General features: G+C 47.0%; 19 protein-coding genes. 11 read left to right on the top strand and 8 right to left on the bottom strand.

Going from position 1 to position 13,717, the window contains the following annotated elements; all coding sequences use genetic code 11:
* Positions 1 to 35: 35 nt before the first annotated feature.
* On the bottom strand, positions 36 to 1,184 hold the full coding sequence (fbp, locus tag MPF33_10125) for a bifunctional fructose-1,6-bisphosphate aldolase/phosphatase (protein MCI2415577.1): 1,149 nt from the start codon (positions 1,182 to 1,184) through the stop codon (positions 36 to 38).
* 37 nt (positions 1,185 to 1,221) lie between these two features.
* A complete protein-coding gene (locus tag MPF33_10120) occupies positions 1,222 to 3,024 on the bottom strand; it encodes a ribosome biogenesis/translation initiation ATPase RLI (GenBank protein ID MCI2415576.1) in 1,803 nt (600 codons plus the stop codon).
* A 900-nt stretch (positions 3,025 to 3,924) separates the two neighbouring features.
* Here MPF33_10120 and MPF33_10115 point away from each other — a divergent pair.
* The 6 genes from MPF33_10115 (at position 3,925) to MPF33_10090 (ending at position 7,143) form a co-directional block, all read left to right on the top strand.
* Positions 3,925 to 4,137, top strand: a complete 213-nt coding sequence (locus MPF33_10115; GenBank protein MCI2415575.1) for a hypothetical protein — start codon at positions 3,925 to 3,927, stop codon at positions 4,135 to 4,137.
* A 108-nt stretch (positions 4,138 to 4,245) separates the two neighbouring features.
* On the top strand, positions 4,246 to 4,401 hold the full coding sequence (locus MPF33_10110) for a hypothetical protein (GenBank protein MCI2415574.1): 156 nt from the start codon (positions 4,246 to 4,248) through the stop codon (positions 4,399 to 4,401).
* A 27-nt stretch (positions 4,402 to 4,428) separates the two neighbouring features.
* The gene (locus tag MPF33_10105) at positions 4,429 to 4,692 is read left to right on the top strand and encodes a hypothetical protein (protein MCI2415573.1); all 264 of its coding nucleotides are present in this window, start codon (positions 4,429 to 4,431) and stop codon (positions 4,690 to 4,692) included.
* A 436-nt stretch (positions 4,693 to 5,128) separates the two neighbouring features.
* Positions 5,129 to 5,269, top strand: coding sequence for a hypothetical protein (locus MPF33_10100; GenBank protein MCI2415572.1), 141 nt, complete (start codon positions 5,129 to 5,131; stop codon positions 5,267 to 5,269).
* Between the two features lie 37 nt (positions 5,270 to 5,306).
* Complete coding sequence (locus MPF33_10095) at positions 5,307 to 6,803, top strand: dihydropteroate synthase-like protein (protein ID MCI2415571.1); 1,497 nt, start codon at positions 5,307 to 5,309, stop codon at positions 6,801 to 6,803.
* Positions 6,763 to 7,143, top strand: a complete 381-nt coding sequence (locus MPF33_10090; protein ID MCI2415570.1) for a hypothetical protein — start codon at positions 6,763 to 6,765, stop codon at positions 7,141 to 7,143. Before MPF33_10095 ends, MPF33_10090 begins: the two co-directional genes overlap by 41 nt.
* Before the next feature lie 22 nt (positions 7,144 to 7,165).
* Here the strand turns inward: MPF33_10090 and MPF33_10085 are convergent, their stop codons facing one another.
* Both MPF33_10085 and MPF33_10080 read right to left on the bottom strand, forming a co-directional pair.
* The gene (locus MPF33_10085) at positions 7,166 to 7,582 is read right to left on the bottom strand and encodes a 6-pyruvoyl tetrahydropterin synthase family protein (protein ID MCI2415569.1); all 417 of its coding nucleotides are present in this window, start codon (positions 7,580 to 7,582) and stop codon (positions 7,166 to 7,168) included.
* Positions 7,579 to 8,061 carry a hypothetical protein gene (locus MPF33_10080; protein ID MCI2415568.1) on the bottom strand — a complete coding sequence of 161 codons (483 nt, stop codon included), beginning with the start codon at positions 8,059 to 8,061 and terminating at the stop codon, positions 7,579 to 7,581. The genes MPF33_10085 and MPF33_10080 overlap by 4 nt, the downstream gene beginning before the upstream one ends.
* 67 nt (positions 8,062 to 8,128) lie before the next feature.
* Here MPF33_10080 and MPF33_10075 point away from each other — a divergent pair, with 67 nt between their 5' ends.
* The 4 genes from MPF33_10075 to MPF33_10060 all read left to right on the top strand — a co-directional run bounded on the left by MPF33_10075 (position 8,129) and on the right by MPF33_10060 (position 10,751).
* Entirely contained in the window at positions 8,129 to 8,332 is a 204-nt protein-coding gene (locus MPF33_10075; GenBank protein MCI2415567.1) for a hypothetical protein, read from the top strand.
* Positions 8,329 to 8,943, top strand: a complete 615-nt coding sequence (locus tag MPF33_10070) for a DUF115 domain-containing protein (protein ID MCI2415566.1) — start codon at positions 8,329 to 8,331, stop codon at positions 8,941 to 8,943. Before MPF33_10075 ends, MPF33_10070 begins: the two co-directional genes overlap by 4 nt.
* A gap of 85 nt (positions 8,944 to 9,028) precedes the next feature.
* Positions 9,029 to 10,123, top strand: coding sequence for a homocitrate synthase family protein (locus MPF33_10065; GenBank protein ID MCI2415565.1), 1,095 nt, complete (start codon positions 9,029 to 9,031; stop codon positions 10,121 to 10,123).
* 16 nt (positions 10,124 to 10,139) lie between these two features.
* Positions 10,140 to 10,751: an MBL fold metallo-hydrolase gene (locus MPF33_10060; GenBank protein MCI2415564.1), complete on the top strand. Its 612-nt coding sequence runs from the start codon at positions 10,140 to 10,142 to the stop codon at positions 10,749 to 10,751.
* Here MPF33_10060 and MPF33_10055 read toward each other — a convergent pair.
* On the bottom strand, positions 10,741 to 10,917 hold the full coding sequence (locus MPF33_10055; protein ID MCI2415563.1) for a ribbon-helix-helix protein, CopG family: 177 nt from the start codon (positions 10,915 to 10,917) through the stop codon (positions 10,741 to 10,743). The two genes, MPF33_10060 and MPF33_10055, sit on opposite strands and share 11 nt — an antisense overlap.
* A gap of 144 nt (positions 10,918 to 11,061) precedes the next feature.
* Between MPF33_10055 and MPF33_10050 the strand changes: the two genes are divergently transcribed.
* A complete protein-coding gene (locus MPF33_10050) occupies positions 11,062 to 11,358 on the top strand; it encodes a hypothetical protein (protein ID MCI2415562.1) in 297 nt (98 codons plus the stop codon).
* 181 nt (positions 11,359 to 11,539) lie between these two features.
* Here the strand turns inward: MPF33_10050 and MPF33_10045 are convergent, their stop codons facing one another.
* The 3 genes from MPF33_10045 to MPF33_10035 are packed head-to-tail and all read right to left on the bottom strand — an operon-like array spanning position 11,540 to position 13,711.
* A complete protein-coding gene (locus MPF33_10045) occupies positions 11,540 to 11,770 on the bottom strand; it encodes an Lrp/AsnC ligand binding domain-containing protein (GenBank protein MCI2415561.1) in 231 nt (76 codons plus the stop codon).
* Positions 11,771 to 11,802: 32 nt separating this feature from the next.
* Positions 11,803 to 12,966: an ABC transporter permease gene (locus MPF33_10040; protein ID MCI2415560.1), complete on the bottom strand. Its 1,164-nt coding sequence runs from the start codon at positions 12,964 to 12,966 to the stop codon at positions 11,803 to 11,805.
* Positions 12,959 to 13,711, bottom strand: coding sequence for an ABC transporter ATP-binding protein (locus MPF33_10035; GenBank protein ID MCI2415559.1), 753 nt, complete (start codon positions 13,709 to 13,711; stop codon positions 12,959 to 12,961). Before MPF33_10035 ends, MPF33_10040 begins: the two co-directional genes overlap by 8 nt.
* Between the last annotated feature and the right edge of the window lie 6 nt (positions 13,712 to 13,717).

Here is a 13,717-nt window from a genome sequence, read left to right as displayed (position 1 = left end):
AATCTCACTCAATTTTAGATTGTCTATTTAAAAATTTAGTCCATGCCTTGGCTCTTGTCGTATATGCTTGGTTTTGCCTTTGTGACGTCTGCTTCTTTCTTAAACCTGGGCTTCAACTTTTCTAGAATTACCGGCAAGGTGGTGTACTCCATCTCCTCTGGCTCTAGCCTGTGAGGCATGAAAGGACCGTGTCTCCTCATGTACTCCGCTATAGTCGAAGCCAATCTCCTAGCCTCGTCGAACGCTGGGTCGTCAAATAGGTCGCTGGGACCTACAAGTCTTCCTTCCTTTACGTTAAATCCTAGGCCTATTAGCCTGGGCGGACCGTCAAACCTTGTGGCCCTTGCGTCTCTCTGGGAAACAGGCATCAGAGGGCCGTAATGACTTCCCCTCATCCACCCTGGCACAAGGTACGGGAAGGAGAAGGCCTCCAGTGCCTCTCCAAGTGCTGGAAATCCGTGTTGTAACCTCACTATCATTACAGGATCGTCCTTGCCCACGTATTTGCCTGCTATTAAGTTAAGCCTCTCAATGGACGTGACTGCAGCTATGTTGTTATCTGCCTTCCTGTAAACCCTCCTTATTACGTACCTTGACGGAGTACCTATGAGGGCTAAGAGGTCATATGTTTCCTCAGGAGCGTTGAGAGTAACGCTTTGTCCTTCAAAAACGTCCAGCACCTCGAACTTATATCCCTCATGCATAGTTGGGTCAATTACCAATCCTGCTGTGTTGAAGGGATCAGCAAACATCTTGTACTGGGGGAAGTTGAAAGCGCCTGGTTCAGTCTTGTCTGCCATGAAGATCGCTATAGGCTCTGACGGCCTCTCTTCAACTTCCATCTCGGCCATGCCCGGACCCATTCCCTTGAGGTTGCCAGAGAACGTGTCTGATAGGAGGTCTTGTCCAGCTGCGTACAACCCTAGATCCTTAGCTACCTTAGAGGCCTCTTTAAAAGCGTTCCACGCGGTCTCGTGAACCTTAGTGTCCAATGGTCCCCTTGTGTGCGTCATTATGAGCTCCATATCGTCTCCGACGTTCGTAATGTAATAATCGATAATTACGTTCTGTCTCTTGGCCTCCGCCAGTACCTTATTGGCGGCTGCCATCGTATCTGGGTGGACTACGTGATGGCCTGCCAAGCTACCTATATCCGCCTTTATAACGCTTATTGTAGTCTTCATAAAAACACTTCTATTCGAAGAGGTATTAAATTTTAGTCTACTCCTTTACTATCTCGATGGAATAGTACTCTCCCCTGTCCTTCTGTAACCTATCTAAGTAACTCCCTGGTTTGTTGACCCTAGGTCTGCCTGAGTCGGCGTCTCTCCTAAACGTCAAGCCAACCTCCTTTAAGAACGTGTTCATCCCTTTCCTCAACGAGGTAGGAGAATACCCGTGCCCTTCTGAACCCGGCTTGCCTAAGAATACCATCAGCCTGTCGGATATGTAGTCGTGGAGGGCTATGTCGTGATCTACCATAAATGCGACTGCCTTCCTTTCCCTCGTTATCCTCTTTATAGCCTTCGCTACTACGTAACGCTCCTCCACGTCAAGGTAGGAGGATGGCTCGTCAAAGACGTACAAGTCCGCAGTCTTAGCGAGGGTGCTGGCGACGTAGAGCTTCTGGAGCTCACCTCCGCTCAAGTCCTTAACTTGAGACTCCAGAATCCTATGTAAGTTCAACCTCTTTACGACTTCCACAAAGAACCACGAGGAAGTTGATAGGACGTCCTTGCTAGAGGCCTCTAAGAATTGTTGCACGGTGCCGTCGTAGTCTGGGACCAGCTTCTGTGGCTTATATGCAAGCGTTATCCCTTGTGGACACACTTCCCCGCTATCAGGAGCTAACTCGTTAACCAATATTCTCACGAAAGTGGTCTTACCAATACCGTTTTGTCCCACTATGCCTATAACTTCTCCTTCTCTCGCCTCCCCTTCGTCAACTGTCAAGCTGAAGCCCTCTAGCTTCTTCGATATTCTAGACCACTTCATCTTTACCCTTACGTCCTTCGAGAAGTCGAGATCCGTTAGCTCCTTAAGCAGGAACTTGATCTCGTCGTCCCTGAACTTCACGTTCTCTGCCGGAAGATATCCGCTTAGGAAGTTATTTATCCCCATCCTAGTGGAGTAGAGCTTCGACACCTTTCCGTATACACTGCTCTCGCCGAAGATTATGGAGACGAAGTCAGCAAGGTAGTCCAATACTATTAGGTCGTGGTCTACTACCACCACGTACTTGTTCTTTGTTAGCTCCCTTATTCCCTTAGCTACGTTTATCCTCTCCTTAACGTCTAGGTAAGAAGAGGGCTCGTCGAATTCATACACGTCAGCCTCCCTGAGCAGGGCTGCCGCAACGAGGAGCTTCTGCAGTTCCCCTCCGCTTAAGTACTGCACCTGCTTGTTCCAGAAGTTCTCCATATAGAGCAAAGATTTAACTTCGTCTACCTTCCCCCTCTCGTCTACCTTTGACAGTATTTCCCTTACTGTGCCCTTTAAGTACCTTGCCGCGTATTCCACGTACTGGATCTTGTGTACAACCTTTAGTCTTTTTGAGTAGAGATTATTGAAGTAGTCGTAGATCTCCTTGCCCTTAAACCTCTCCAGGACCTGGGCTGGTGCAAACTTAATCGATGGGTCTCCGAAATTCGGTATGAGCTCTCCAGCTAGGATCTTCAAGATCGTGGTCTTTCCCGAACCGTTCTTTCCTAGTATTCCTATGACATATCCTTGTTTTAGGATAGGCAAACCGAAGAGCTCAAACCCGTTCACTGTGTACCTGTGTATGACGTCTGAACCGAATTGGTCGGGCAAGTTAACGATGCTTATTGCCTCAAAGGGGCACTTCTTGACGCATATGCCACATCCTATACATGTTTCCTCGTAAATCACCGGCTTTCCTTTTACTATTTCTGATAACTCTATGGCCTTACTCCCGGATCTATTTATTGGACAGAACCTAACGCACTCTATGCTACACTTGTCTGGCTTGCAAAAGTCGTAATTAATGACGGCAACTCTCAATGTCTACACCATTCCGTGTTAATAAAAAGCCTTTTTTAAATTAACTTAGTTTTACCACTCTTCCTCTTCCCAGTCTTCGTCGAGTTCGTCTTCCCATTCTTCCTCTTCTAGGTCCTCTTCCCATTCTTCCTCCATTGCAAGCACCACTGGAAACCTCGGACGGATAGTACTTATTTTTTTCTGACCTTAAACCTTTTCCATGCATAATCGGGAATGGTGACTATCTTAAAAAATATCGCTATGAATTAGCTTAAGTTATGTAAAAGTAGTAATGATAAAAAAGTACTTTATCAGATATTTTTTAACAGACGACCTTGGATAACAATACTTGGATAACAATAGATAGTATAAGTCAATGCTGCTCAACACGGAAAGCAATGACCAGGGGCTTTAATTCAAGTGTGGACAGCCTTTACGGCTTCTGAGAGACGAGAAGCTCGAATTTAACGACTGAAAGAATTGCGGGGCCATTAGAAAATTAAGCGTGATAAATAAGAAGACAAACCTCGCTTGGCGGGGTTAAGGTTTTAACATGGGTTTTAACATGAAAACGATTTCCTTTTATGACGCTTTCTTTGGCGAACTAAAGATGAGGAGCCCGATTACTCCCGCAATGCCGGAAGCGTCAGAACAATCGTCATAAGGCTCTTCCCTAGTGGGTAAACAGAGAAAATTGAGGAAGTTGGCAGACGCAACAGCAAAGCTGTGGAACGAGATTAACTACGAGAGACAACAATCAAGAAAAGAAAGTGAACCTCAATGACGCGTGGAGGAAGTACGAGACAAGGAGGTTCTAGGAGTTAACGCTCAAGCTGTTTTCAGAAGAACAACTTGGTCGTCCTTCTTCTCCTTACTAAAGAAAGACCTGTCATTTATCAACCACGTTTCACCACCAGGCTATTGGAAGGCGGTAAGAGAAAATTAATCCTAGTAGTTAGACAAGATCGCTACGAGGTTAACGAAGAAGGGCACGTCATCTCTCTGAAGGATTGGGAAATGGAGATGCCCTTTGAAGGTAGGTTAAGGTGGTTTGGAGTACAAGGTAGACTGGAGATTCGCGTTGAAGGTAACAACTTTTACGCCCACATTTCGTTGACGTTGGTAGGACTGTAGCAAAGAAAAGCGGTAAGCCAATGAAGAACTCTCTCGTTATTCACGGCGAAAGAGAGAAGTTGAGAAGCCTAAAGGTGAGTTGCGTCAATTGACCTTGGCGTAAACGCGTTGGCTACTGTCGTTGTTGAGAACTTACTGTTCTATTTTACCGCGGTTCAGCAGTTAAGAGCGATTACTTTTACTTTTCAGAAAAAGATAGCTGAGCTTGACAAGTTGAAGAGCGAGACAGAAAAGGTTCAAGAAGTGATAGGGAAGAGGTGTTGAGGGAAAGATTATTCACTAGGCTTTACCGTGGGCTTCATCATTTACAGAACTTTAGCATCTCACCTCACCAAGACTTTGTGGTCTCTTGGCGTCTCCACAGTTTACTTGGGCTATCCTAACTTCATCTCTCGGAATAAGGGTAACAAGCTCACTTCAAATTTGGTCTTATCGCAAGTTGGCGCTATAGTGAATGAGTACGGCATAATCGCGTTTCTAGTTGTTGAGTACAATACTTCGCGGCTCTACGCCTTCCATAACGTTCAGGAGAGGATCGCGAACTCGACGAGCTGAAGAGCGAGACAGAAAAGGTCCAAGAAGTGATAGGGAAGAAGTGCTGAGGGAAAGGAAAAGAGTCACTAAGCTTTACCGTGGGCTTCATCATTTACAGAACTTTAGCATCTCACTTGGCTAACTCTTTGTGGTCTTTGGCGTCTCCACGGTTTACTTGGGCTATCCTAACTTCATTCCTAGGATAAGGGTAACAAGCTCACTGTGAACATTTGGTCTTATCGCAAGTTGGCGCTATAGTGAATGAGTACGGCATAATCACGTACCTAGTTGCTAAGTACAATACTTCACGGCTCTGTGCTTATCGCGGCGTTAAGGTTGACAGAAATCCCAAGGGGTGTCGATAGCTGTCCTTTTGGTCGTAATTGTCCTTTTGGTCGTTAACTTCACAGCGACGTCAACGGAGCGTTAAACATTGTGAAACTTGGAGTGAAGAAGATTGTCAACGCTTTGGCTCTTTCCTTTCTCTTCACATCACGGAGTAACTCCCATAAAGGGGAGTAACGCCTTAGACCTATGCAGAACCCTCTCTCCCTTTAGGGCTAGGAGGGGGGTCAGTAGGTCTGCTTCTGTTGTATAGATTCAATGTTATATTTGCGACCTATTAGAGTATCTTTGTGAAAGTTCTAGTAGTCACCGGTAAACTTGCGTACCCGATAGTCAAGGAAGTTGTGAGCGGGATAAAGGACGTAGAGGTCAAGGCCTTGGACTACCCTGTGGCGGCTTTGATGAGCGTTAGGTATATCTTGGAGAGGATTAGGGACTTGAAGGAAAAGTACGACGTAATTCTCATCCCTGGATTAGCGAGCGGGGACGCCAGGGAAATCCAGGAGAGGTTAGGCGTGAGGGCCTATAAGGGGACCGAGAGCGCGTGGGATATACCTCTAGTATTGGAGGCGTTGAGGAACGGCGTAGAGTTGTCAACTGTCGAACCAGCAGACGGCATAATCAAGGAGTTGAAGGAAAGAGAGCTCAAAAGGATAGAGGAGCATCTCGAGGTGAACTCCAAAGTAGCTTTTGAAGCTGGGATCAAGGTACCCCTCTATCCTCCACCCTTTAGGATTTTCTTGGAGTTGGACCCCAACTGGAACGTAGAAAGGGTTAAGGAGGAAGTGGAGAGGACCAAGGATTACGTTGATGTCTACGTTGTTGGGTTCCCAGTAGGACACCACGATCTGGAGGACGTTAGGAGGAAAGTAAAACTGGTCTTGGACGAGGGAAAGGTGGCTGGGGTAGACTCGGAGTCCCCTAGGGAGCTGGTAGAGGGAGTTAAGGCGGGGGCGGTTTTTGCTTTCAACCTCAACGAGTTGAACGTGGAGGAATTGCAGGAGGTGAGGAGAGAGTCCGCATTCGTTGTTGCGCCGTTTACGACAGAGGATAGGGGTGACGTTACCATATCGTTGGTGAGGAAGGCCAGGGAAATGGGGTTCGAAAGGCTCTTGGCTGACCCAGTCCTGTCACCTCCTCTACAGGGGCTAGTGGACAGCCTCTGCGAGTTTAAGAAGGTGAGGAAAGCTCTAGTGGACGTCCCCATGTTGATGGGCGTCCTCAACGTTACTGAACTAATAGACGCCGACAGCCACGGCGTAAACGCCGTAATGACTGCCATTGCTGGAGAGCTCGGAGTAGCGAACCTGCTGGTAATGGAGAAGGGAAAGACCAAGTGGAGTTCCCTTGAGACGAGGATAGCCAGCAGGATGGTTAGTATGGCAATGGTCCAGAAGAAGACGCCAAAGGACGTGGGGGTGGACTTGTTGATCCTAAAGGACAAGAGGAAGGTCAAGGAAGAGGAAGTAAGGGGCGAGGAAGTGGGCTACGTCCCGCCTAGCATGGATCCCTCCGGGTTCGTGAAAGTCTCCAAGGCTAAGGAGAAGTTAGCTGTGGAGTTCTACGGAAAGAAGAGGATCGCGTTGACTGGGACCGACGCCCTATCCCTGGGCAGAAGGCTGGTAAGCGAAGTTAACGTCACCTCCCAGCACGCCCTCTACATAGGATATGAGCTTGCCAAGGCAGAGATAGCCTTAGCGCTTGACAAGAATTATATACAGGACGAGCCACTATTCAAGAGAGTATATGCTAGTAGCAGTGCCAAGGGTAATAAGGGAGACGGTTGACGACTTAGAGGTTTACATTTCCGTAATGCCCTGCATGACAGAGGGGGAAGTGGTAGAGAAGTTAAAGAAAGCGATGACCTTGACATCACTTGACGAGGTCAAGTATTATCCATACTTGTTTGGAGGAATAATTGTCCTTAGGGGCAACTCAGTCCTAGTCAGATACGAGTTTGACGGATTTGTTAAGGTGGAGAGCGTAAGGAACAAGTACCATAAATTCAAGGTGGCTCCAGAGATCCAAGGTTGTTACCAGTTCGACAATGAGGCTGTTTGTTTTTTCAAGGACAGATGCGACGGCTGTCTCCCTGTCGACAATATAGGTCTAAGGTTTATCGTGTGAAATTGTTGGCCAGTAAATCCGCCTAGGGGTACTCTATTTCAGCGTAGGAATCTTTTCCCTCGTATATTCTGATGTTTACCTTGTACTTATTGCCCAGCCTTTGGTACACCTCTTTAGCAATCTCCGTGCCTATGTACTCGGCAGTGGCGAAGGGAGCGTTGATCTTCTTTATTTCCATTTGAAAAGGCGCCTCTACCCTTATTTTGTCGATGTCGTTAGCGGGGACGATTAGCTTGTGGTCCCACTCTTTGACGACCTCCGATACTGTCTTCCTTAAGATCTCAAAGTCCATCACGAACCCAGAAGATGGGTCAACTTGGCCCTCAATTTCCACTGAAATAATGTAAGTATGACCGTGGAGTTGCGCGTTGCTTGGGGAAGACAGAGTGTAGTGGGCTGAGTCGATGACGAAGCCCTCTATTCCAATTCTCATTTTCATACATTTAACGACTTAGCAATGTTTTTATTAAAATGTTCCCACAACGCTTCCCCTAGGTATCTTATCTCGTCACAAAGGGATACTATGTCCGAATCCCTCCTGCTGTACTCTATTTTCCTGTAGGCTCTCATCAGTTGATTAAAGTCACCGGAGACAAGAGTTCTCTCCTCGAACTTTATCTCGCTCCCTATGACTACGTCCCCTCCGTACTCCACTAGCCTATATATCGCGTAAAGCAAGTTGTCCACATTTGCGTTAAACTCGGAAAAGATATCCTCCAGTTTAGATCTCAGCGTTGCCACTTGAACGTTGATAAGGTCTGTCAAGCTGTCCACCACCTCCAACTGTGACTTGAACGCCTCGTTGTTTAGTAGTTCTCTAAACTTGCTGTTCATAACGCACTCAGTCCCACAGGGAACGTCAATCTCGACGCCCTTGATCTTCGTTGAGGGTCTCTCAGTTAGGTATGCCCTCTCCATAATGTTATTTTCTTTACCTTAACTAATAAACTTGCGGAAAAAGGAGAATTTTTGGGGCGAGATGCGGATGGAGAGGGTTATCGACCTAGACTCGTTAACTTGTAGTTCAGAACCTTTGGAGGCCTTGGGCTTCCTCCTTGGAAAAAGGGGAGTTGTGTTTTCCATATCTCTGGATAACCCGTACTACCAAGAAATAAAAAGAAGGTACGAAATTGAAATCGTGAAAAAAGAGGGTGACAGAGTATACTTTTTGATACTTTCTGGTGGTTGAACTTCTACTCGAGGATAAGGTCAGTGCTAGGTTTCAGCGAGGAAGACGACTACAAGTCAGCCTCCATCCTAAACCAGATGCTGAGGGATAACCCCCTGGACCTCCTCGAGGAGATGAGGGGAAGAAAAGTCGCAGTGGTAGGGGCTGGCCCAAGCCTTGAAGAGGTAAGGGAAATTGACGCAGACGTCGTTGTAAGCGCGGACGGAGCCACCAACTTCCTCGTAAAGAGGGGCGTAATACCGGAGTTTGTGGTCACCGACCTCGACGGGATAGAGGTCTTCCCCAAGGAGAGCGTTTACGTAGTCCTTGCCCACGGCGATAACGTACACTTGTTGGGGAAGGTCTACAACATGGAAAACGTAATAGGCACTTGTCAAGTGATGCCTTTTGGTAGGCTTAACCTCTTTGGCGGATTTACGGACGGTGACAGAGCAGTAGTGTTAGCAAAAAGATTTGGAGCAAGGGAAATAGTCCTATATGGCATGGACTTGGAATCAAATTTCATAGGAAAATTTTCAAAGCCGTACCTCAAGGATAACGTACCAGTTTCATGGATGAAGAGGGAGAAACTTAAAATTGCGAAGGCAATTATCGATATGGTTCTAAAGTAAAGTTTTTAAAAATAATATACTCTTTAACAGTAGTGCTGAGGTATGAGTATTCTCCAAGCCTAAAGTCAGGATATTAGATACAACCCTGAGGGACGGGGAACAAGCCCCAGGGATAGACTTAACTGTGGAACAGAAGGTGAGGATAGCAAAACAACTAGCCAGATTAGGCGTCGACGTAATTGAGGCCGGGTTCCCCGCTGCCTCCGAGGGGGAGTTCATTGCCACAAAGAAGATCCTTGAGGAAGTGGGAGACTACACCGAGGTAATAGGTCTAGCGAGGGCAAACAAGTACGACATAGACAAGGCAATAAGCGCGGGGCTGTCGAGCGTCCACGTGTTCATAGCCACCTCCGATATTCACTTGAAGTATAAACTCAAGATGACGAGAGAAGAGGTTCTGGAGAGAATATACGACAACGTGAAGTACGCTAAGGACCACGGACTAGTCGTGGAGTACAGCCCAGAGGACGCCACAAGGACTGACAGGGAGTTCCTTTTAAAGGCAGTCAGAACGGCAGTAGAGGCCGGGGCAGACAGGATAAATATACCAGACACAGTGGGCGTCATGGAGCCGTTTACTTTCCACGACTTAATAAAGGACGTAGTTAAGGCTGCAGGAGACAGGATAGTGAGCGTCCACTGCCACAACGACTTTGGCCTTGCTACCGCAAACTCGTTGGCTGGGGTGAGGGCTGGGGCAAGGCAAGTCCACGTGACAATAAACGGAATAGGGGAGAGGGCAGGCAACGCCTCACTGGAGGAGGTAGTTATGGGGTTGAAGAAGTTAATGGGCTACGACATGAACGTAAAGACGTGGTTGTTGTACGAGACAAGTAGGCTGGTCTCGGAGCTAACCGGCGTGCCAGTACCGTTCTTTAAGGCAATAGTAGGCGAAAACGCGTTTGGTCACGAGGCTGGGATCCACGTACACGGGGTCGTGGAGAACCCGTTAACTTACGAGCCAATAAGCCCAGAGGAAGTGGGCAACTTCAGGAGGATAGCCCTAGGAAAGCACAGCGGAGTCCACGGCTTAAAGAAGGTCCTAGAAGATCAAGGGATACATTTGGACGACGAGAAGCTGAGGCTAGTGTTACAAGAGGTAAAGAAGATGGCAGACAACGGGCAAAAGGTTACTCCAGAGGACGCTAAGAGGATAGCAACTAAGCTTTTGAACTCCTAATTCCCCAAATTTTTTGATGATAAAGTACTTCGGCCACTCTATGTTTTCAATAGACGACAAGATCGTCATAGACCCCCATGACGGAGGGAGCATAGGCTTAAAGAGGCCCGAGATCTCTTGCTCAGATCTGGTCTTGGTCACCCACGACCATTATGACCACAACGCCTACGAGATATTGAGGTATAAAGACCTTAAGGTCCTGTTCACTGGTACAATGACGTACGGGGACTACAAGATTACTGGGTATAAGTGGTACCACGACAAAGAAAGGGGAAAAAAGAGAGGCGAGACTGCGATATATAAGGTAGAGACAAAGGACCTCACGGTGGTTCATCTAGGGGATATTGGGGAAATCCCCAGGGAGGATATACTAAAGGAAATATCCTCCCCAGACGTTCTGATGATACCCGTGGGAGGACTTATTACGATAGACTACAAGGAGGCAATTTCCCTAGTTAACGCGTTGAAGCCCAGGATAGTCATCCCCATGCACTATTGGGTTAAGGGTCACTTGATGCCTTTGGATCCTCTGGAATACTTTCTAAAGGAGTATAAGGGAGAAATAGCGGAAGTAGACAAAAAATATATTGAAGGGAGCGAAAAAGGAGTAATAGTCTTCAGAGCTTAACCTTCTCTACCTTAGCCACCGGGACAGTCTCCTTCTTTATGTCTTCTCCCACAAGCTTCTCAATTGCCTTTCTTATGGCTTCGCTTCTGTTTAGACCGTACCTTATCGCATACCTATCCAATAGTTCTAACAAGTCTTCTTCCGCTTTGAATGTAACTACTCTCATGATTCTCAAACTATATCTTCCTCTTGTAAGGTTTAAGTATTTTCTAGAGCGATATTACACTATTCCTATTCCAAGAGGAATACTTCATATGCAAGATTAATATATGCGGATTACATAGATATTTTTAGAGAGGGAAATACAGGGATGCCCACTATACACTTATCGTTGCCGGAGCAACTTTACGAGGAACTTAGGAGCAAGGCCGAGGAAATGGGGGTGCAGATAACAGACCTCGTAAAGTTCTTCATAAAGCTAGGTATCGAGGGCAAGTTGGAAAAGCAGGACGACAAGAGGATAGAGCAGTACGAAGAGAACGTCGCTTTCCTTGAGGCTAAGGTGGCCCAGCTGGACGCAATGGTGTCAGAGCTTATGAAGAAGCTCAAGTCCCTTGAAGAAGAGGAAGAAGAGGAGGAAATCGAAATAACTGGCGGGAACTCCTAAAAGACTCTTAAAAGCTAATAACTCCTTCTGCCACATAAAAATCTGGGCCTATGTGAAATGTTCCCGTGTCCCGGGAGCAAATGAGCATAGGTGGGTCCCACTTCTATGACGTTAACCCTCCTTAAGAAATGATGTGGTAGGGACGTACTGAAAAAATGAGGAGAACTCCAAAGGGTTCTGATTACATGGAAATTAACGTGACCGTCCTTATGATGTTAGGGTTCCTCCTTATCTGGGAAATTACCTTGTTCAGCTCCTCCAAGGACTGAGCCTCTATTACCACCACAACGTCATACTCGCCGTATACGGGGGTAGCCTCCCTTACCCCTTGAATTTTCTTCAATTCGTTTGAAATATCTGTTTCTTTTCCAATTGAAGTTATAATTAAAACATATCCTTTTACAGAGCTCATATTCTATTATAGTCTTTCAAAAAATAAAAGCTTTATTTGAGCAAAAGCCTTTCGCTGTCCAGGAACCTAGACGAGATTAAAATTAACAGTACACAAGCTATTATTGTTCCTGATATATAGAATATGGATTCCTGTACGAGCCCGAATACATATAGCAGTAGGGACGCCACTATCTGGACATAGGGTATAAGCAAAATAGTGGAGAGCGGGAAAGATAAGTTGCCGAAGTTTATCAACAGGGATGAAAAGGATGCGACTAGACCAAAGCTGGTTATGAGGAAATTGACTACTTGGACGTTCTTGCTCGATCCCCCAATTAAGACCAATATGAAGACGCTTATTGATGCAGTCAAGAATACCATCAAGAGGTAGAGGACCACAGTAAGGGCAACGAAGCTTAGGGAGAAGGAAACAGAGGCCCCCACTATGAAGGGCGCAAACAAGGAGAAGACCACTAGGCCCGCTACGTCCCCTATGGAGGATATTATCCCAAGAAGTATGGATATGGCGACTTTAGACGCTATGAACGACTTTGCTGAGATGGGAGAGGCCAAGAGGGACTCCAACGTCTTCCTCTCCTTTTCGCCCAATATACCGTCCGTTACAAAGAAGATCACTGGAGTAGACGCCGGAAAGAGGATAACTGCTACTATCCTCGCTAGCTGTGCCAGGTTGTTCTCCGAGCTACTCACTGCCTTACCAGTAGGCTGGACGTAAGCTATGTAGACGGCCAATGGATCCCTTATCTTTTGCGGAGGAACTGAGACGTTGGAGATCTTCTCTATTTGCTCAATTCTGCTCAATGACGAGTTGTAAAGGATGTTGTAGAGTCCGTTATCCACAAGGTCAAAAGCTTGGCTATTTGCAGATATCAAATAGGTGATTTCCACAGAGGCAGTCCTGTTGATGTTTGTTATGTTGGAGTAAAACTGAGGAGGGAAGACCACTTTCACGTCGGGCAACACGGGAGACGAGTTAACGTAAACTACGCCCCCATGTGAGGTTATGTAGTCAGCTAGGTAGTCCACGTACTTTACGTTGCTCACGTTCTCGTTAATGATCTCCACTACTGGGGGTTGACTAACGGCAGCTGCGAACAGGATTCCGCCTATCAAGGGGAGTAACACGAGGGGAAGGAGGACCGAGCCGAGGAGTAGCTTCCTGTCCCTCTTTACGTCAGTCCATTCCTTAAGCAATAAGTCCCTTATCGTTCTCCTTCACCGTGAGTTTTATGAACGCTTCCTCTAAGTTATTTGTTTTCGTTAGCTCCACTATCTCCTTTGGTCTCCCCACAGCCACTACCCTTCCGTGGTCAATCAGCACTATAGAGTCGCAAAGGTACTCTACCTCGAGCATGTTGTGGGAGGATATGACTATTGTGGACTCTCCCCTCATGCCCCTTATGGTCTCCCTCACCTTTATGGCAGACTCAACGTCGAGGGCGGTAGTTGGCTCATCGAGGATGGCCACCTTTGGCTTCACCATCAACGTCCGAGCTATCAACAACCTCCTCTTCATACCCCTACTGTAAGCTGATGCCCTGTCGTATATCTTGTCGCCCAGGTTCGCGATCGCGACACCCCTCTCCACGTACTCCTTGGCCTTTACCTTGTCTCCCTTAGAATATATCTTAGCGTAGAACTCCAAGTTTTCGTACCCTGTCAGGTTATCGTAGGGGAAGGCGTCCTCTGGCATATAGGAGATATAGCCCGCCTTCCTAGCGTCTACCGGCTTTAGTCCGTAAACTCTCACTTCCCCCTCGTACTTCCTTATAATCCCAGCGATGATCCTCAGCGTGGTCGTCTTCCCCGCTCCGTTTGGTCCTATGATCCCAAACACCTCCCCTTCTTTAACTTCAAACGTGATGTCGTCGAGGACGACCTTGTCGCCGAACTTCTTTGTCAGCTTAGTAACACTGACGGCCAAGCTGTCGTTGGTCATATTCCG

The organism is Candidatus Aramenus sp. CH1, assembly GCA_022678445.1.
Classification (GTDB): Archaea; Thermoproteota; Thermoprotei_A; order Sulfolobales; family Sulfolobaceae; genus Aramenus.
The sequence above is the reverse complement of the archived record's forward strand: the minus strand, read 5'-3'. Positions and strand labels throughout refer to the sequence as shown.